Source organism: Desulfovibrio sp. X2 (assembly GCF_000422205.1).
Classification (GTDB): domain Bacteria; phylum Desulfobacterota; class Desulfovibrionia; order Desulfovibrionales; family Desulfovibrionaceae; genus Alkalidesulfovibrio.
Genome location: NZ_ATHV01000024.1, coordinates 33,314 through 52,240 on the forward strand (window position 1 = coordinate 33,314; position 18,927 = coordinate 52,240).

At 70.3% G+C, this 18,927-nt stretch carries 16 protein-coding genes; 9 read left to right on the forward strand and 7 right to left on the reverse strand.

Going from position 1 to position 18,927, the window contains the following annotated elements; translation table 11 throughout:
* Positions 1-85 precede the first annotated feature (85 nt).
* Positions 86-1,060 carry a YdiY family protein gene (locus DSX2_RS09630; RefSeq protein ID WP_020880836.1) on the forward strand — a complete coding sequence of 325 codons (975 nt, stop codon included), beginning with the start codon at positions 86-88 and terminating at the stop codon, positions 1,058-1,060.
* A gap of 83 nt (positions 1,061-1,143) precedes the next feature.
* Here the strand turns inward: DSX2_RS09630 and DSX2_RS09635 are convergent, their stop codons facing one another.
* Positions 1,144-2,157 carry a hypothetical protein gene (locus DSX2_RS09635; RefSeq protein WP_020880837.1) on the reverse strand — a complete coding sequence of 338 codons (1,014 nt, stop codon included), beginning with the start codon at positions 2,155-2,157 and terminating at the stop codon, positions 1,144-1,146.
* A gap of 324 nt (positions 2,158-2,481) precedes the next feature.
* Between DSX2_RS09635 and mtgA the strand changes: the two genes are divergently transcribed.
* The 3 genes from mtgA to rsgA all read left to right on the forward strand — a co-directional run bounded on the left by mtgA (position 2,482) and on the right by rsgA (position 4,877).
* Entirely contained in the window at positions 2,482-3,180 is a 699-nt protein-coding gene (mtgA, locus tag DSX2_RS09640; RefSeq protein ID WP_035041615.1) for a monofunctional biosynthetic peptidoglycan transglycosylase, read from the forward strand.
* Positions 3,181-3,396: 216 nt separating this feature from the next.
* Positions 3,397-3,669 (forward strand): CD3324 family protein, encoded by a 273-nt coding sequence (locus DSX2_RS09645; RefSeq protein WP_020880839.1) that lies wholly within the window; start codon positions 3,397-3,399, stop codon positions 3,667-3,669.
* A 152-nt stretch (positions 3,670-3,821) separates the two neighbouring features.
* On the forward strand, positions 3,822-4,877 hold the full coding sequence (gene rsgA, locus DSX2_RS09650; RefSeq protein WP_020880840.1) for a ribosome small subunit-dependent GTPase A: 1,056 nt from the start codon (positions 3,822-3,824) through the stop codon (positions 4,875-4,877).
* Positions 4,878-4,940: 63 nt separating this feature from the next.
* Here the strand turns inward: rsgA and DSX2_RS09655 are convergent, their stop codons facing one another.
* The 5 genes from DSX2_RS09655 to DSX2_RS09675 form a co-directional block, all read right to left on the reverse strand.
* Positions 4,941-5,681: an SDR family oxidoreductase gene (locus tag DSX2_RS09655; protein ID WP_020880841.1), complete on the reverse strand. Its 741-nt coding sequence runs from the start codon at positions 5,679-5,681 to the stop codon at positions 4,941-4,943.
* Between the two features lie 28 nt (positions 5,682-5,709).
* Positions 5,710-6,570, reverse strand: coding sequence for an NmrA family NAD(P)-binding protein (locus DSX2_RS09660; RefSeq protein ID WP_020880842.1), 861 nt, complete (start codon positions 6,568-6,570; stop codon positions 5,710-5,712).
* 298 nt (positions 6,571-6,868) lie between these two features.
* Positions 6,869-7,288: a hypothetical protein gene (locus DSX2_RS09665; protein ID WP_020880843.1), complete on the reverse strand. Its 420-nt coding sequence runs from the start codon at positions 7,286-7,288 to the stop codon at positions 6,869-6,871.
* 261 nt (positions 7,289-7,549) lie between these two features.
* The gene (locus tag DSX2_RS09670) at positions 7,550-8,923 is read right to left on the reverse strand and encodes a nitrate/sulfonate/bicarbonate ABC transporter ATP-binding protein (protein ID WP_020880844.1); all 1,374 of its coding nucleotides are present in this window, start codon (positions 8,921-8,923) and stop codon (positions 7,550-7,552) included.
* A 4-nt stretch (positions 8,924-8,927) separates the two neighbouring features.
* Positions 8,928-10,676, reverse strand: a complete 1,749-nt coding sequence (locus tag DSX2_RS09675; protein WP_236615101.1) for an ABC transporter permease subunit — start codon at positions 10,674-10,676, stop codon at positions 8,928-8,930.
* A gap of 628 nt (positions 10,677-11,304) precedes the next feature.
* Here DSX2_RS09675 and DSX2_RS09680 point away from each other — a divergent pair.
* From DSX2_RS09680 to DSX2_RS09690, 3 genes are all read left to right on the forward strand, one after another.
* A complete protein-coding gene (locus DSX2_RS09680; RefSeq protein ID WP_020880846.1) occupies positions 11,305-11,535 on the forward strand; it encodes a YgdI/YgdR family lipoprotein in 231 nt (76 codons plus the stop codon).
* A gap of 196 nt (positions 11,536-11,731) precedes the next feature.
* Positions 11,732-13,069, forward strand: a complete 1,338-nt coding sequence (locus DSX2_RS09685) for a D-alanyl-D-alanine carboxypeptidase family protein (protein ID WP_020880847.1) — start codon at positions 11,732-11,734, stop codon at positions 13,067-13,069.
* Positions 13,070-13,491: 422 nt separating this feature from the next.
* A complete protein-coding gene (locus tag DSX2_RS09690) occupies positions 13,492-14,145 on the forward strand; it encodes a phosphatase PAP2 family protein (RefSeq protein ID WP_020880848.1) in 654 nt (217 codons plus the stop codon).
* Positions 14,146-14,464: 319 nt separating this feature from the next.
* Here the strand turns inward: DSX2_RS09690 and DSX2_RS09695 are convergent, their stop codons facing one another.
* Entirely contained in the window at positions 14,465-16,003 is a 1,539-nt protein-coding gene (locus tag DSX2_RS09695; RefSeq protein ID WP_020880849.1) for a methyl-accepting chemotaxis protein, read from the reverse strand.
* A 460-nt stretch (positions 16,004-16,463) separates the two neighbouring features.
* On the opposite strand from DSX2_RS09695, the gene DSX2_RS09700 reads away from it, so the two are divergent.
* On the forward strand, positions 16,464-17,558 hold the full coding sequence (locus tag DSX2_RS09700; protein ID WP_020880850.1) for a hypothetical protein: 1,095 nt from the start codon (positions 16,464-16,466) through the stop codon (positions 17,556-17,558).
* A gap of 124 nt (positions 17,559-17,682) precedes the next feature.
* Positions 17,683-18,801, forward strand: a complete 1,119-nt coding sequence (locus DSX2_RS09705; RefSeq protein WP_020880851.1) for a diguanylate cyclase — start codon at positions 17,683-17,685, stop codon at positions 18,799-18,801.
* Positions 18,802-18,927 lie beyond the last annotated feature (126 nt).

Consider the following 18,927-nt stretch of genomic DNA (forward strand, 5'->3'; position numbering starts at 1 on the left):
AAAGCAGGCGCGGCGAAAAGGGCTTTGCAGAATCGGCGCCATGAGGCAGGCTGCCAGGGATCGAAAACCTCGGAGGGCAGTGACTGTGACTTGTTTTCGTCTCGCATGCCGCTTCGCGTCCGCCTTCTGCCTGCTGCTCCTGCTCGGCGCGCAGGCGCGGGCCGACACGGTGGTGATGAAGAACGGCGACCGGCTGAGCGGCATGGTCGTGAACATGGAGAACGGCAAGCTGACGCTTTCCACGGACTACGCCGGAACCCTGACCATCGACTGGGCGGCCGTGGCCCGGGTGGAGTCGGAAAAGCCCATGACCGTCTACGCGCCGGACGGCGAAGCAAAGAGCCGCACCGTCATCGAGACCCGGACCGGCAAGGTGGAGGCGGTCAACGCCAATCCCGGCCGCTGGAAGGTGAGCGCCGACGTCTCGGCCGGATGGATCAACCAGACCGGCAACACGGACTCCCAGGAGACCCGGGCCGACGCCAAGGTGAAGGCGCGCAAGGACGACGACCGCTACAAGCTCGACGGCCATTTCGAGTGGCAGCAGGACGACGACACGCGCACGGCGTACAACTGGTACGCCCAGCCCGCGTACGACCGCTTTTTGGGCGAGCATCTGTACTGGACCTTCCTCGGCCGCCTGGAGCACGACGAGTTCCAGGACCTGCGGCTGCGCAAGGTCCTGGGCACGGGGCCGGGCTGGCAGATACTGGACAACGACATCGCCAGCCTGTCCGTGGAGTTCGGCCCGGCCTACGTCTGGGAGAGCTACAACGGCGACCGCAACGACGACGACTTCCCGGCCGCGCGCTGGCAGCTCTCCGCAGAGGTCTGGCTGTGGAAGGACTGGGTGCAGTTCTTTCACGACGACCAGATCCTGGCCAGCTTCAAGGCGTCCGACGAGGTGCTGCTCGAGAGCGCCACGGGCCTTCGCTTCCCGCTCACGGCGGGCTTCAACCTGACCCTCGAGTACGACCACGACTGGCGCAACAACCCGGCCCCGGGCACCCGGCGGACCGACGACACGACCATGCTCAAGCTCGGCTACCAGTTCCGCTAGCAGGCCGTGCCGAAACGGCGCTCCGCCGCGTCGGCGAAGGGCCCCGAACGGCTGCGGCAGGGGGCCGTCGGGGGAAGAGCCGCCTAGCGCTTGGCGCGCAGGTACTGGCTCGGCCAGTAGTCGATGTCCACGCCGAGGTCGTGCGCCGCGTGCAGCACCCAGAAGGGGTCGCGCAGGAGCGCCCGGGCCATGAAGACCATGTCCGCGCGGCCGCTCGCGACGATCTCCTCGGCCATGGCCGGGGCCTCGACGAGCCCGCCCGCGACCACGGGCAGGCCGGTGGCCTTGCGGAGGATCTCCGCGTGGGGAACCTGGAAGCCCGGGAAGACGTCGGGCGGCGCCACGTCCACGGTGCCGCCCGTGCTCACGTGCACGATGTCCAGCCCCTCGTCCTTCACGGAATTCACGAGCTCGGCCGTGTCCTCGGCCTCGTTGCCGCCCTCCATCCAGTCCGTGGCCGAGACGCGCAGGCACAGCGGCATGGAGTCCGGGATCACGGCGCGCACCGCCGCGACGACGCGCCGGGCGAACAGGGCGCGGTCCTTGCCGTAGGCGTCCTGGCGGCGGTTGGTCAGCGGGGAGAGGAATTCGTTGATCAGATAGCCGTGCGCGCCGTGCAGCTCGATCATGCCGAAGCCCGCCTCCACGGCGCGCGCCGCCGCCGAGGCGAAGGCCGCGACCACGGCCCCGATCTCGTCCTTGCTGAGCTCGGCCGGGGTCTTGTAGTCCGCGGAGAAGGCGAGGGCGCTCGGGGCCACGGGGCGCGGGTCGTCCTGGGCCTTGCGCCCGGCGTGGGCCAGCTGCACGGAGGGCAGGGCGCCCTGGCCGCGGGCGAAGGCCGCGATGCGCGCGAGCGCCTCGGCCTGCGCCTCGTTCCAGAGTCCCATGTCCTGATCCGAGATGCGGCCGCGCGGCTCCACGGCCGTGGCCTCGACGGTCATGACGCCCACGCCGCCGAGCACGCGCGCGCCGTAGTGGGCCATGTGGAAGTCGTTCGCCAGGCCGTTCTCGCACGAGTACATGCACATGGGCGCCATGAGCACGCGGTTGCGCGCGGTCGCGCCGCGCAGTCTGATGGGGGTGAAGAGCATGGACATGGAAGGCCCCCTCGTCTCGGGCCGGTTGCATTCGACGTCTGCGCCCCCGCCCCCGCGGGACGGGGAGGACGGAACTGGGCCAGGGTATACCAAGCCGTCCAAAGGGCAAGAACGCACCGCAAGGTTCGCTGGTATGCGTATGGATACCGGCCCGGCCGTCCGGCGCTCGCCATTTGCCGCGCGAGCGGCTATCCTCCGGCCATGTCGGCCAAGACGCGCCTCCCCATCCGCTCCTCGCGCCCGCGCCCCGCGCGGCCATCCCGTGCATCCCGCTCCGCGCGCGCTTCCCATACGGCCGGGTCCCGGCGCCCCCGCGCGGAGCGCGTGAGCCGCATCCTGCTCCTCGCGCTCGCAGCCCTTCTTCTCGCGGGCATGGTGGACGTGGGCCGCTACGCCGTGTGGCCGGACGTGGCCGTTCTCGCGCACCAGAACCCGGGCAAGACCGCCTTCATGCGCTGGCGCGAGGCGCAGTGGGAGCGGGAGGGGAAGAAGAAGCGCATCACCCAGGTCTGGGTGCCGCTCTCGCGCGTCTCGCGCAGCGCGATCATGGCCGTGACCATCGCCGAGGACGACAAGTTCTGGAACCACGAGGGCTTCGACTTCGAGGGCATGGAGCAGGCCCTGCAGAAGGACCTGGAGAAGGGGCGCATCGCCGCGGGCGGCAGCACCATCACCCAGCAGCTGGCCAAGAACCTCTGGCTCTCGCCCAGCAGGAACCCCCTGCGCAAGCTCAAGGAGGCCATCCTCACCTGGCGGCTGGAGAAGGCCCTGTCCAAGCGCCGCATCCTCGAGCTCTACCTCAACGTGGCCGAGTGGGGCGACGGCATCTTCGGCATAGAGGCCGCGGCCCGCGCCGACTTCGGCGTCTCCGCGGCGGGCCTCTCCGAGGAGCAGGCCGCGCGCCTGGCCGCGGTCCTGCCGAGCCCGCTCAAGTGGTCCGCCTCCCATCCCTCGCGCGGCGTGGCCCTGCGCGCCCGCATCATCCTGCACCGCATGCAGAGAAGGCTGGGAGACCAGGGCTGACGGCCCGCTCGGCGCAGGGCTGTGAACGGTGTTCATTGACGTAGCCGCCCGGCGCGTGTAACCGGCGAAAGCTGGAAATGCACCATCAAACGAGGATAGCGGATGTCTCTCTCCCTGGATCTTGTCCGTCATGCATAGCATGGGCTGTTGCATGACGGCGTAGTTTTCGCGGCAATGGCCCATGCTCGGTCCTGATACGACATCGGGAGGAGCATGATGAGCTGCAGAAAAGCGAACGACCTGCTCCCGCCGCATCTGCTGCGGGCCGTGCAGGAGTATATCGACGGCGAATGCCTCTACATCCCCCGCAAGGAAGGGAACAGGAAGCGGTGGGGGGAGAACACGCCGACCAGGCAGCGCCTGCGCGCCAGGAACCGCGAGATCGCGGCCGGGCGCAGGGAGGGCTGGCCGGTCGCCGCCCTGGCGGAACGGTACTTCCTGTCCGTCAAGGCCGTGTACAAGATACTCGCCGCCATGAAGGACGGCTGACGCACGAGCGCCCCGGGATTCCCGGGGCGCTTTTTCGTTGTGCAGGCGAGAAGTGGAATGCCTCCGGCGGCCGGGTCGCGTATGGCTGGGCATGTTTCCCGGGAGGAGGACATGTTGCACGATCATGCCTGCGCGACAGAGGTGATACCGTCATGAACCTGAAGGATCTCGGCTTCGACGAGTGGTTCGAGGCGCATGCCGCAGAAGGCGGCCCGGAGGGCGGCCGCTTCGCCCGCGTGTGCGCGGTCGACCGCGGCGCGTACTTCATACGGCACGAAACGGGGGAGATTCCGGCCGAGCTGACCGGAAAGCTCGCCTACCACATCGACGGCCCCGCGGAGCTGCCGTGCGTCGGGGACTGGGTGGTGGCGGTCTGCCACAACGGCGGGGCCGAGGCCGTCATCCACCGGGTGCTGCCGCGCAGGACGTTCCTGCGCCGCAGGACGCCGGGAAGGAACGCCGATTGCCAGATGATCGCCGCCAACATCGACGTCGCGTTCATCGTCCAGTCGTGCCGCTACGACTTCAATGCCGGGCGGCTGGACCGCTATCTGGTCATGGCGGCGGACGGGCGGGTGGAGCCGGTGGTCGTGCTCACGAAGACGGACCTGGTCGACGAGGAGGAACTTGCGCGCAAGATCGAGACCGTCCGCGCGGCCACCGCGGCCCGGGTGATCGCGCTCAGCTGCATGAGCGGCGCGGGGCTCGAGGAGTTCCGGCAGGCGCTCGTCCCGGGCAGGACCTGCTGCCTGCTCGGTTCGTCCGGCGTGGGCAAGACGACCCTGCTCAACCGCCTGACGGGCCGGGAATCCTTTGCGACGCGGCCGGTCAGCGCCACGGGGGAGGGCACCCACACGACGACGCGGCGCCAGCTCGTCGTCCTCGACCGGGGCGCGATGGTCGTCGACACGCCCGGCATGCGGGAGCTCGGCATCGTGGGCGCGGACGACGCGCTCGACGCGGGCTTCGACGAGATCGCCGCGCTCGCCGCGGGGTGCCGCTACGCGGACTGCAGCCACGAGCACGAGCCCGGCTGCGCCGTCAGGGCCGCGCTCGAGCGCGGGGAGCTGGCCGGGGAGCGGTACGCCAGCTACCTCAAGCTCAGGAAGGAGTCGCGCTACCACGAGATGTCCTGCCTGGAGAAGCGCAGGAAGGACAAGGCCTTCGGCCGGTTCGTCAAGTCGGTGAAGAAGCGCGCGAGGCGCTGACGCATCGGCCGCCCCGGAGCCCATGCGCCCGGGGCGGCCGATGCCGGAGTCGCAGGGTTGCGGCTAGCCCAGGCCGCCGTTGGCGCGCAGGACCTGGCCCGTGACCCAGGCGGATTCCGGTCCGGCCAGGAAGGAGACCACGGGCGCTATGTCCGTGGGCTCGCCCAGGCGGGCGAGCGGGGTCAGGGAGACGAGGCGGTCGATGAGCTCCTGGCTCTTGTCCTCGAAGAAGAGCTCCGTGGCCACCGGGCCCGGGGCCACGGCGTTGACCGTGATGCCGCGCGGCCCGAGCTCCTTGGAAAGGACGCGCGTCATGGCCTCCACGGCCGCCTTGGAGGCGTTGTAGGCCGCGTAGCCGGGCAGCGAGGTGTGCAGGGCCGTGGTGGAGAAGTTGACGATGCGGCCGTTCTCGCGCAGCCGCGCGGCCGCCAGGTGGAGCATGTTGTAGGTGCCGGTCAGGTTCACGGCGATGATCCTGGCGAAGACGTCGGGCCGCAGCTTCTCCACGGGCGCGAGGTTGATGATGCCCGCGTTGTTCACCAGCACGTCCACCCCGCCGAAGGCCTTCTCGGTCTCGTCGAAGAGGCGCGTGGCGGCGGCGAAGTCGGAGACGTCGGCCTGCAGGGCCACGGCCTTGCCGCCCGCGGCCTCGATGGCCGCGACGACCTTGTCCGCCTCGTCGGCCGAGCGGGCGTAGTTGACGGTCACGGCGAAGCCGTCGCGTGCGAGGCGCAGCGCGACCTCCCTGCCGATGCCGCGCGAGCTTCCGGTGACGATTGCCGTTTTCCGGCTGGATGCGGTCATTGAAGGACTCCTTTGGCGTTTTTTCGGTTCATTCGGCCACGAGGGAGGCGACGACCTCGGCGAGCGGCGTCTCGCCGCGCACGGACTCGGCCGTTTTGCCCTCGAAGGTGATCCAGCCTGAATTGAAGCCGTCCACCATCTCCATGAGCGGCGCGGGATCGGGAATGCCCGCCCCGCGCAGAAGCTCCTCCCAGCGCCCGCGCTCCGTCTCCACCGCGCGCACGGGGCGGCGCAGCGCCGCGGACAGGGCCTCGGCCAGGTCGTTCGGGCAGCACCCGGGTCCCGCGATCTCGAGGACGCGGCGGCCGGTCCACCCGGTCTGCATGGTCTGCGCGACAAGGTTCCCGACGTCCGCCGTGGCGACCATGGGAATGGCCCGGTTCAGCGGCTGGAGGAAGCTCGGCAGCTCCCCGGTTGCGCGGACCATGGGGATGTCGCGGCGCAGGTTCTCCATGAACCAGGCCGCGCGCACGAAGGCCACGGGCAGGTCGAGCGCGGCGAGCTCCTGCTCCAGGATGCGCAGCTGGGTGACGAGCCCGAGCCCGCTTTCCCTGTGCGCGCCCACGGACGAGAGGCAGACCACCCGGTCCGGCCGCGCGGCGGACAGCGCCCTGCGCAGCGTGGCCGCGAGGGTGCGCGCCTCGGCATAGTCCCTGGAGGGCGAGAAGTTGGGCGGCAGCATGACGAAGGCGCCCTCCGCGCCGCGCATGACCGCGGCCAGGGCCTCGGCGTCGGAGAAGTCGGCCAGCGCGGGTTGCGCGCCCCGGGCCACCAGGGGGTCGGCCCGGCCCACGTCGCGCACCACGGCCCGCACCGGCATGTTCCTGTCGAGCAGGCCGCGCGCGGCGGCACCCCCGACCTGTCCCGTCGCTCCAAGAATCACGAACATGATGAAGCCTCCCGGCGTACGGACGTTTCCGGCCCGGCCCACCGGCCGTGCCGTCCTTCAGGGCGGGCGGCGCATCCTGCGGCGCGTCGTCCGCTGCCCTCGGCGCGCGAAGGAGAGGGAGGGCCGGACAGGGAGAGCTGCGGCCGAAGCGCGGCGGGCCGTGCGCCGAGGGCCCGAAGGTCCTGCCTGCGCCGGGCCGCCGAAGGCCCTCGATGCAGCCATAGCAGAAAAAAGCCGCCGAGAGGAAGGGGAAGAGCCGAGGTCCCGGCTCCCCCCGTCCCCCCTGCGGGCCGCGGGCTCACGCGGCGGCCCGTGGGGAGCGGCGCAGGAGATCGTAGGCGAGGATGCCGGACACGCCCCAGACGAGGTTGAAGAAGACGACCCACAGCGGGGTGGCCGGGCCGAGGGCCAGCCCCATGACGCCCTTGCCGAGCTGCGGGAAGACCTTGAAGAGCATGTACAGCGTGGGCGCGATGCTGAACAGCGCGCCGCGCGCCCACTCCCGGCCGCGCGGCCACGAGGAGAGGAACAAGAGCCCCCACAGTCCCCCGAAGAACAGCCGCGGCAGGAGCCAGGCCGTGGTCAGGGGCGGGGCGATGTCGGCGCCGAGCAGCGGGGTGATGCCCAGGGCGCCGAACCCCCAGACCGCCAGACTGTTGACCAGGCCGCCGAAGACGCCCGCAAGCAGCGCGTGGATGATGGCAACGAACCTCGACATGGCGCGCTCCTCTCTGATCCCACGATTGTGTACCCAAGGAGAGGGGCGCGGGCAAGAGATCAGGCGAGGTGCGCGGAAAAAGTCCGCCTTGTTCCTTCGCGCTGCCTGCCGCGCCCGGGCTTCGTCTGCCCGGCCGTCGGCCGTGCCGCGCGCGAAGGGGGGCCAGTCCCGGCCTGGCGCAAAGGGTCCAGGGAGGGCGCGCAGCCCTCCCTGGCCGCCGGAGGCGTTCCTGCCTCTGCCCCGGCCTGCCGGTCCGGCGCCCTACGCCGCCTGGCCGCCCGCGGGCTCCACGTAGAGGGTTTCGTCGTCGTCGTCGTAGGAGAGGAGCTCGGCGTAGCGGCCCCAGTTGATGGCGGTGTCCACCTGGCGTTCGGCCTCGGCCGCGGGGAACTCGATGGCCAGGGCGGTCTCGATGACGTCGCGCGAGAGCCCCTTGCCGCCTCCGGCGCGGACCATGTCCGTGAGCCAGCGGAAGAAGGGCAGGTGGCGCAGGCGGGAGGCGAAGATCTCCTTGCGCGCGAGGATGGAGGCCTCGCCGAAGGTCTCGCCGAGCGGGGTGAGCTTGATGTCGCCCGCGGAGATGGTGGCGAAGCCGAGCAGCTCCGCGGCGTCGATGACCGAGAGGATGTAGTCCGAGCCGACCTTCAGCTCGTGGGCGATGCGGTAGATGTCGGTCTTGTGGTCCACGAGCTCGTTCAGGCGCTCGATGAGGCCGGCCATCTCGTTGACGTTGATGGCGGGCAGGCGGCGGGTGACGCCCGGCTCGCCCGGCGCGGTGCCCATCTCCAGGTCCGGGGAGAGGGTCTGGCCCGCGAGCATGGCGTAGACGCGGTCCACGAGGTTCAGGAAGTCGTGCGACTTGCGCTGGCGGGGCCGGGGCAGGTCCACGGGGAACTCGCGGATGATGCGGCCGGGGTCCTTGTCCATGATCACGATGCGGTCGGCCATGAACACGGCCTCGTCGATGTTGTGCGAGACCATGAGGATGGCCCTGGTGGGGATCTTGCCGCTGGTCCACAGCTCCAAGAGCTCGCCGCGCAGGGTCTCGGCGGAGAGCACGTCCAGGGCGGAGAAGGGCTCGTCGAGGCAGAGGAGCTCGGGCTCCACGGCCATGGCGCGGGCGAAGCCCACCTTCTGGCGCATGCCGCCGGAGAGCTCGCGCGGGTAGGCGGTCTCGAAGCCGTCCAGGCCCACGCGGTCGAGCAGGTCCAGGGCGCGGTTGGTGCGCAGCCCGGGCGGCACGCCGCGGGCCTTGAGCGCCACCTCCACGTTCTCCTGCACGGTGAGCCAGGGGAAGAGGGCGAAGGTCTGGAAGACGATGGCCGCGTGCGGGTTGACCCCGGAGAGGACCTTTCCGCGGTAGAGCACGTCGCCGCGCGTGGGCCGGATGAGCCCGGAGATCATGCGCAGGATGGTGCTCTTGCCGCAGCCCGAAGGCCCGAGCAGGGCCACGAACTCGCCCTCGCGGATGGTGAGGTCCACGCCCTCGACGGCGATGAACTTGCGGCCGCTGCCGTATTCCTTGGCCACGCGGGAGAGCTGGACCAGGGCGGCGCCGGTCCCGGCGCCCGCGGCGGGGGCGTTTCGGGCGTCGGGCTTGACGTAGGAGGCGACGGGGGCGGCGTGCGTCTTCACGGCATCACTCCATGCGGAACTTTTCTTCGGCCAGGCGGTAGAGCCTGCGCCAGACGAGGCGGTTGAACAGGACCACGGTGACGACCATGCTCATGGTCCCGGCCAGGAGCAGGGGATAGTCTCCCCTGGCCGTGGCCTGGGCGATGATGGCGCCGATGCCCACGGTGGAGATGTTCCTGCCCGCGAAATTGACGTACTCCGAGACGATGCTGGCGTTCCAGGCGCCGCCGCCCGCGGTCACCGCGCCGGTGATGATGTAGGGGAAGAGGGCGGGCAGGACGAGGGTGCGCCAGCGCGTCCAGCGCGACAGGCCGAGGAGCACCGCGGTGTCCTTCAGGTCCTGGGGGATGGTGGAGGCGCCCGCGATGACGTTGAAGAGCATGTACCACTGGGTGCCCATGAGCATGAGCAGCACCGCGGCGAGGTTGAGCCCGCCGGTGAGCCCCACGAGGAACATGAGCGCCACGGGGAAGATGGCCGTGGCGGGCACCGAGGCCGCGATCTGGACCATGGGCTGCAGGAACGAGGCCAGGCGCGGGTTGGAGCCGATGGCCACGCCGAGCGGCACGGTCCAGAGCATGGCCACGGCCAGCGCGGCCATGACGCGCAGGAAGGTGGCGAGAAGGCCCACGGCGATGTCGGCCCAGCGGGCCGAGGGCAGATGGCCGAGCAGGCGCAGGGCCTGCGCGGCCACGATCACGGCGAAGACCCCGGCCACGGCCATGAACAGGCGCGAGCGCCAGGTGAGCGGGGCGCGCTCCTCCACGCGGCCGTCGAAGGGGCGGACGCGGTTCTGGATGAACATGTCGATCCATTCCATGGCCGGGACGAGGACGCGCTCGTGGAAGGCCCAGAGCAGGTTCGAGCCCTGCAGCAGGTCGTAGACCCAGGAGGTGGGCTCCTCCTCGCTGCCGACCATGGTCAGCTTGAAGCGCTCGCCCCAGGCCAGCAGGGGCCGCCAGACGAGCTGGTCCAGCGCCACGATGACCAGCACGAGCACGCCGAGCCCCCAGAGGATGGCGCGCACGTTGCCCTGGGAGGCGGCCTCCTGGAGGTAGGAGCCGATGCCGGGCAGGCGGAAGTCGCGGTGGCCCACGGTGAAGATCTCGGCGGCCATGAGGAAGAACCAGCCCCCGGCCCAGCTCATGATGCTGTTCCAGATGAGGCTGACCCCGGCGAAGGGCAGGTCCAGGGTGCGGAAGCGCAGCCAGGGGTTGAAGCGGAAGTTGGCGCTGGCCTCCTTCAGCTCCTTGGGCATGGTCACCTGCGACTGGTACCAGGCGAAGGTGATGTTCCAGGCCTGGCTCGTGAAGATGAGCACCACGGAGGCCAGCTCCACGGCCAGGTTCTCGGGCAGCACGGCGGTGAAGCCGAGCAGCACCACGGGCAGGAAGGAGAGGATGGGCACGCTCTGCAGCACGTCGAGCACGGGCAGCATGAAGACCTCGCCGAAGCGCGAGCGCGCCGCGAGGGAGCCGTAGAACATGGAGAAGAGCATGGAGAGCACGTAGGCCGCGAACATGCGGGCCACGGAATAGGCCGCGTACCACGGCAGGCTCGAGAGCGAGAGGGAGATCTCCGGGCCGCTCACGGTCTGCGGCGCGGACAGGGCCAGCCAGCCCACCAGGCCCACGAGGCCGATGAGGCCCGCGAGGATGGCCGCGTCCACGACCCAGGGCCCGGCGGATTCCGTGCGGCCCGGCTTGAAGATCATCTGCTGCATGTTCATGGCGTCACCCGTGCGCGCGGACATTCCCGATCGAAACGGCGCCGGGACGGACGCCAAGACGGACGCGAAAGGCCGGAACCGCCCGTGCCCGCCCCTGGGCCCGGCGCACGGCGCGCGCGGGCAGGGGCCAAAAAGCGGCCGCCGCTACATGGCACGCCGCTTCGGTCGCAACGGTTACGGCCGTGCGACGAAACGGTCACGTCGATGAAGATGTGGTGAGCCATGGCCTGCCTCTCGTCTCCGCCGGGCGGCGGTCGCAGCAGGCCTGGAAAGGGTCAGGGCCGCGTGCGGACCGGGGCGTCCGGTGCTGTCGTGGCGCGGCTGCTCCGCGCCCGGGGTCTAGTACTGCCGTCCGATCCGTTCACTGCGGTCTCCGTTAGGAAGTTGCGAAGGCGCCCCGAGGGGCAGCACCGGCCTATACCCAAACGGCCTCGCTGGCAAGATGCGGGGGGGGCGGGCAAGGCGGCGGGCTGGCCCGGCGTTTCGGGCCGAATCCGGACGGATGCGGGCGGGAAGCCGCCCTGGGCGGGGGCTCGTCTTGCCGCGTCCACCCGGGCATGGTACAGGCGATCACAAGGGAAGACACGGCCGCGTGTCCGTTCGCGCGGCCGAAACGATGCCCGAGCGCCCGCAAACCCCATGGAGGAAAGGCATGAAGCGCTTTCTCTACGCCTTGGTCCTGGTGCTCGCCTTGGGCGGCCTCACCGCCTGCGGCGCGCACAACTACACGGTGTCCATGAGCGACGGCACGCAGTACACCGCGCACGGCCAGCCCGAGTACGACGAGAGCTCCAAGACCTACACCTTCAAGGACCTCGACGGCCGCACCGTCACGGTCCCGCGCGACGGCGTGAAGTCCATCCAGGAGCACCTGAAGGACTAGCCCGCGCGCCTTTCGACCGCAGCGGCGCATGGCTGCTGCGTGAAAGCCCCGTTTCCCGACGTTGCGGACATCTGCGGGAAGCGGGGCTTTTTTCCATGAAAGCGTTGCATGGCGCGGATTCCGCTTGCATTGGCCCCGGCCCGGCGTTAGGTGGTGTCGAGAAACGCGATGCACCTGCGCTGCGGAAAGGAGTCCCATGCGGAATGATACTGTAAGGCCCGGCGGTGCGATCGCCGCGGCTCTGCCCGTAAGGCTGGTCCTCGCCTGCTTCGTCCTGGCGATCCTCTGCCTTTCCCCGCTTCCCTCCGCCGCTTCCCCGCATCAGCAACGCGAGATCCAGGCCCGTTCGGCCATCATCATGGATTTCAACACCGGCAAGGTGCTCTTCGAGCAGAACGCCGACCAGAAGATTCCCCCGGCCTCCCTGACCAAGGTCATGAGCATGTACCTGGTCTTCGACGCCATCAAGCAGGGCCGCGTGTCGCTGGGCGACGTCATCACCGTGAGCGGCGACGCCGCGCGCACCGGCGGCTCGCGCATGCACCTGAAGACCAACGAGAAGGTCACCCTGCGCGACATCCTGCGCGGCATGGCCGTCTCCTCGGGCAACGACGCCAGCACCGCCGCGGCCGAGCACGTGGCGGGCGACGTCTCGGACTTCGTGGCCGCCATGAACGCCAAGGCCGCGGCCATCGGCATGCACGAGACCCACTTCGTGAACCCCACGGGCCTGCCCGCTCCCGGGCACATCACCTCCGCCCGCGACATGATGATCCTGGCCCAGCACTACCTGCGGGCCTATCCCCAGGCCCTGGAGTACCATTCCCAGAAGACCCTGGTGCACAACCGCATCCAGACCCGCAACCACAATCCCCTGCTGGAGAGCTGCCCCGGCGCCGACGGCCTCAAGTCCGGCTGGGTCTGCGCCTCGGGCTACAACCTCATCACCACCGCCAAGCGCGGCAACACGCGCCTCATCGGCGTCATCCTCGGCGCCGCCAACCCGAGCGTGCGCGCCCGCGAGAACCGCCGCCTCATGGAAGCGGGCTTCATGGCCGTCGAGGACCACATGACCGTGGCCGAGGCCCTGCCCGAGGTCCGCCTGCCCCAGTACCAGCGCGTCAAGAGCAGGCACCGCCGCTCCACCGAGGTGGCCGAGGCCTCCTCCCAGTCCTCCAAGTCCTCCAAATCCCGCAAGTCCTCGCGCAAGTCCAGGAAGCATTCCTCGCGCCAGGTGGCCGAGGCCGAGTGCTCCACCTCCGCGACGCTCGTGGCCGAGGCCGACGCCCCGAAGGCGTCCCGGCGCTCGGCCTCCAGGAAGGCCTCCGTCGAGTCCGCCTCCGCAAGCCGCACGAAATCCAAGAAAACCGCCTCCCGCAAGGCCAAGGCCTCCAAGGCGACCACCGCCGAAGGCCCGAGCGCCAAAAGCCGCTCCCGCCACCACAAGAAGAAGCAGTCTTCCGAGACCGCGACCCACAAGGCCAAGGAGCCCGGCACCCAGGCCAGGGCCAGGTCACGCTCCGACGACAGCTAGCCTCCGCTCTCCCCGCATCCCGCCCGCTCCGGCATCGCCGCGCGGTCGCCCCGCATCAGTTTCATCCCCGCGTTCCTCCTCGATTTTCCAGCCGTTGTCCGCCTTTTCGTCCGTGCCGGTAAAACGCCTGCGGCCAGGACAGCTCCGCCCCGCGAAGCCCGCATGACGCCGCCTTTGGGCGTCCGAATGTTTTGACATGTGCTCCCAGGGTGGTAGTCTGCGCCCAATGGCGCATCCGGCCGCAGGCGGCCCCGGCCCTTTCATGGGCCCGCCGTCAGGTCGTCCCCGGGGCCCGTTCCCGTCAGGCCCCGGTACGTCCCGGGAATTCCCCAGATTGCCTCCTCATCCCCCTCGCGCGGCAGTCTTTCCCGGCAGGCCGAGTGCGCCGGTGGAACAGACACCAGAGAACAAAGAGAGACCGCATGATCAACGACGAATCCCTCGGCCTGTCGCCGAAGCGAAGGCCGGGACGCCGGGGCGTGCTCGACGTGCTGCTGCTGGCCGTCGTCGCCCTCGCGGCGGCCGTGGCCGCCTACAAGGCCTCCCGGCTGGCCTACTTCCCCACCGACCTCGACCTCGCGCGCTGGGTGCAGACCAACGTGCCCATGCCCGATGCCTGGGCCCACTGGATCGGCCGTACAGCGGACATCCCGGGCTGCTTCGTCCTGCTGGCCGGAACCGTCGTCGTGGCCTGGCTCGTCAGCGGCTGGCGGGCAGCCGCCTGCGCCGTGCCCATCTTCCTCTTCTCCCTCGTGCTCGGCCACTGGCTGCAGCCCATCGTGGCCCGGCCGCGCCCCTCGGCGGACCTCATCGGCGTGAGCGGAACCCCGACCGGCTTCGGCTTCCCCTCCATCTTCGCCCTGGTCTACATGACCACCTTCGGCTACATCGCCATCCTGGCCTGGGTCAGGGGGCGCGGCAGCCTGAGCCTCCTCGTGACCATCCTCTCCGTGGCCGCGCTGCTCATAGGCCTCGCCTCGCGCGTGGCGCTCGGCGTCCACTGGCCGAGCGACCTCTGGGGCGGCTGCCTCATCGGCCTGTTCTGGATCCTCGCCTTCCTGCCGTTCTCGCGCTGAGGACAGGCCGCCCCGAAGCCGCTTGCGGCGACGTCGCAGCGAAGAGATTCGGGCCCGCGCGTATTCAGCAGACGCGCGGGCCCGGACTCTTCACGCTCCGTGGAAAAAGGGGCCCTCCGCCATTCCTTTTGCCCCGGCATCCCGTTCCCAAGGCTTCCTGATCCGCCTCGCGGTCCGGGCGGACGCGGATGGGCGGCCGCCGCGGTCCGGCCGCCGCGTCCTCGCCTGGTCCCTCGGGCAAAGGAACGGGCCGGGATTCCTTTCTCGGAACCCCGGCCCGCGCGTGGCTGCATGACGGGCACCGTGCGCCCGTGTGCGGCTATTCCTCCGCCTGCATCCTGGTCATGGTGGTCTCGAGGTCGTCCGCGAGGCGGGCGATCTCGTCCAGGGTCTCGGCGGCCTGGGCCATGCTCTCGGCCGTCTCCCCGGCGATGCGGTGGATCTGGTCCGTGGAGCGGTTGATCTCCTCGGAGGTGGCGGACTGCTGCTCGGCCGCGGTGGCGATGCCCAGCACCTGGTCCGAGGTGCGTCGCACGAAGTCCAGGATCTTCTTCAGGGCGTCGCCCGCGGAGTGGGCCAGGGTGTCGGCATCCTGGATGACGCGCGTGGTCTCGTCCGTGGCGCTCATGTTGCGCTTGGCGCTCTCCTGGATGGCGTTGATGTAGCCCGCCACCTCGTTGGTGGCGGTCATGGTCTTCTCGGCGAGCTTCCTGACCTCGTCCGCGACCACGGCGAAGCCGCGGCCCGCGTCGCCCGCGCGCGCGGCCTCGATGGCCGCGTTCAGCGCCAGCAGGTTGGTCTGGTCCGCGATGTCGGTGATGACCTGCATGATCTGCCCGATGCCCTGGGCCTGTCCGCCCAGGTCCTGCATCTCGGTCTTCAGCCCCTCGGCCTTGGCGTTGACCGACTCCATGACCGAGGTGACCTTGTTCACCAGGTCCGCGCCCTGGGCGGCGGTGTCGTTGGCCTGGGCCGCGGTCTGCGAGGCCTCGCCCGCGCTCTGGGCGACCTCGGCGATGGTGGCGTTCATCTCCTCCATGGCCGTGGCCACCTCGGCGGTGCGCGTGCGCTGCTCCTCCATGTCCCGGGAAGAACGCTCGAGCTGCGTCTTCATCTCGCCCGAGGCCGAGGTCAGGCGCAGGACGACCGCGGAGGATTCCTTGACCGTCTGCGCGATGCGCTCGTTCTGGCTGGTGATGAAGCGCTCCTTGTTGACCACGTTGGTGAAGTCGGCCACGGAGATGAAGCCGCCGATGAGCCCGCCCTCGGAATCCCGGATGGGCGTGGCGAAGACGCTGATGAACTTGTGGTTGCCCTTCCTGGTGTCGAACTCGGTCTTGGAGCCCTGCTTGTCGTTTGCGCGCAGGGCCTTCTGGGCCAGGTTCTCGCGGTCGTCGCCGTAGAAGAAGCGCGAGAAGCTCTTGCCGTGGAAGGCCGCGAGCTCGCCGCTGTTCTCGGTCAGGCGCACCATGGCCTCGTTGAGCCACTGGATGGTGCCGTCCTCGTTGATCACGGCCATGGGGGTGATGATGTTGGCGAGCATGGCCTCGGCGCGGCCGAGGCGGTGCCTGATGTGGGAAAGGCAGGCCTTCTCGGCCTCGCGCAGGCGGGCGGTGTCCATGAGCGGGGCCGCTGCCCCGGACCCGGCGAAGGAACCGGCGCGCAGGGCGTCGTAGCCCGCGGCCACAGCGTCGATGGTCCGGGCCGCGCTCCTGCCCGCGATGACGAGGAAAATCGTGCTGAGCAGCCAGGCCAGCGCCGCCAGGGCGGCGACCGCGGGCTGCCCGCTCAGCAGGGCGCAGGCCGCGAGTACTATGCCGATGACGACTATGAATGCAAGGACCACTTTCGTTTTCATGAAAGCCTCGGTGGGTTGAAGACCCTGCCACCCGGACGCGCCGCGCACCCTCGGGACCCGGCCGTTCCCGGCTGCCTGCGCAGCGGGGTGAACGGCCGTTCGGGCGCTCCCGGGATCCCGTCCGCGCGCACGTGCGCTTCCGGGCCCCCCTCGAACGATACCGCCGCATGGCCGCTGCCCGACCCACCTCGGATTGCGGCGGGAACCCCTGCCCTGCAGGCGGTTCTCCGGCGGATGTCTTTTGTATTTCTGTACAAATTCAATTTAGCAGCCTTCAATGGCGGTGCCAAGCCTTAATCAGATGGTTGATTGAACGATCAATCCTGTTTCCTGGCGGCCGACCGCCCGGGGAAGGCGCCCGGAGGGCTTGGCGCGGCATGCGGAGGCAGGACCGGGAAAGGCGCTCGCCGCGCCGCGCGCGTTGACAGCGGGTCGCCCCGGAGGCAAGGATGCTCGTTCTATGGACCCCTCGCCTCACGCGCCCTTCGGCCGGTCCCCGCGGCCGCTCCCGTGCCCCGCACGTCTCGTATCGGGGCTCCTCGCCTGCTGCCTGGCCGCGCTCCTGCTCGGGGTCGGATGGTCCGTCCCCGTCCGGGCCCTGGCCCAGGAGGCCGCGTCTCCCCAAACGTCTGCCGAGGCGTCTGCCGGGACGGCTGCTGCCCCGGCGCAGGCCGCCGCGGGGCCGGACGCGGCCGTCCCCCAGGCCGCGGAGGCCGGACCCGGCGCGGGCCAGACCGCCAAGCCCCTGCCGCCGATCCCCAAATTCTCCGTGAGCCTTTCCGAGGGGTCGTCCGGCCGCGTGGGCGTGACCGGCAACCAGGCCTGGTACGGCGACCTGGAGACCGACCTGCGCGCCAAGTGGGGCGTGTGGAACGCGGGCTACGAACGCCGCGACTTCTTCTGGAACAACGCCAGCCGGCTGCACTTCGGCAACAGCCAGGGCACGCCCTGGGAGACGCTGCACCGCTACTACGTCGGCCGCGACCTCTTCCGGGGGGACTACGAGCGCCTGGAATACTACGCGGGCGCGCTGGCCGACATGGCCTTCGAGACCCAGCCGGACGACGCCCTGGGCCTCGGCGTCTTCGGCCACGCCACGGTGGACGTCTACAGGGGGTTCAGGCTCGGGCTCGAGGGCGACGCCTCGGCGGTGCGCGTGCGCGGCGGAAACGTGCTGCCCCGCTTCGGCCTGCGCGTGCGCCTGGACCTGCCCGAATCGCGCCTCAAGACGTGGTTCCTGACCCATCTCGGCATCTCGCCCGAGAACACGGGCCGGGTCTCGTTCGGCATCGAATACCTGCGCCGCCGCCGCATCTACCGCCTGGCCGACAACAGCACCGTGCAGAACAAGGGCTACGTGGACATGAACGAGACCTCCATCGGCCTGCCCATCACCGTGCGCCTGACGCCCGGCCTGGACGTGCGCCTCGTCCCCCGCTACTTCCTGCCGCGCGTCCTCTCCTTCTACGACAGCGCGGGGCAGAGCACGAGCAACCTCAGGACCGGCCACTCCATAGGCGGCGCCCTGGAGATCGAGTGGACGCCGGATTTCTAGCCCCTCCCCGCCGCTCCTGATCCGTCTTCCTGCCGCAAGACGGCAGGGCGCTGCCGGGACGCGCGCACCGCGGGTTGCCGTGGCGCGGCCGAGACGGTAGAGAAAGGGCAAAAGGACGAACCCCATGAACGCCCAGCGCATCCATTACGCCGCCACGGCGGCGCTTCTCTTCTGCGCCGTGCTCGTGGCCGTGGCCAGCGGCTATCGCGCGCAGGCCGTGCATTCACAGGCCGTGCGCGTCACGGAGCTGGCCCGCGAACAGCAGCTGCGCGTCATGCGCCTGGCCGTGCTCGCCTCGCGCGAGGACGCCGTGTCGCACGCCGAGCTGCGCGCCGAACTGCGCCGCCTGGGCGACGGGGAGCGCGAGCTCTACGGCGACGACCCCGAGGTGGCCGGTCTCCTGGCCGAGCCCGCGGCGGCCCGCATCCTGCCGAGCGACCGCGGCGTCCTGCGCACGCAGGCAGAAGACTTCGCCCGCATCCTCGCCGCGGCCCGGCCCGAAGGCAGGCCCCTGGCCGACGCGGAACTCGCCGCCGTGCAGGACGCGGCCGTGAACGCCCTGTCCGACGGCTACGACGCCGTGGCCCGCGCCGCCCACGCCGTGGACAAGGCCGAGCAGGAGCACTCCGGGCGCATGCTCTACGCCGCCTTCCTGGCCGTCGCCGCGATCCTGCTCTACCAGTTCTTCGTGGTCGTGCGGCCCCTCATCCAGGCGGCCGAGGACGACCGCCGCGAGCTGTCCCAGGCCCGGGCCGAACTGGACGCCTGGGTGGGCCGCGACAACCTGACCGGGCTTTCCAGCCGCAGGCATCTGGAAGAGGTGCTGCGCCGCGAGGTGGAGTACGTGCGCCGCTACGGGACCAAACTCGCGGCCGTGGCCCTGGACGTGGACCGCTTCGCGCGCGTCAACGCCGTCCTGGGGCAGGTGGGCGGAGACGACGTGCTGCAGGCGCTGGCCGGGCTGCTCGGCCAGGACCTCGGCCAGGACGAGCTGCTCTCCCGCTTCAGCGGCGACAAGTTCATCCTCCTGGCCCCGCACGTGGGCGGCGCCACGGCCGTGCTCAGGGCCGAGAGCCTGCGCGGCCGCGCCGCCGAGGCCACCTTCGACAAGGGAGTGCGCGTGACGCTCTCCTGCGGCGTGGCCGAGTGCCGCAAGGACGACGACCTGGAGAGCTTCCTGGCGCGCCTGGACAAGGCCCTGCACCAGGCCCAGCAGGCAGGCGACCTGACCGTGGCTCTCTAGTGTGACGTCCGCAGAATACGCAAAGCCGTATTCTGCGGAAGATCGCTGCGCCGAAAACGTGGTTTTCGGCTTGCTAAAGCCGCCGCAGCGCTGCTGTCGGCATCCGTAAGACTCGCGCCAAAGCGC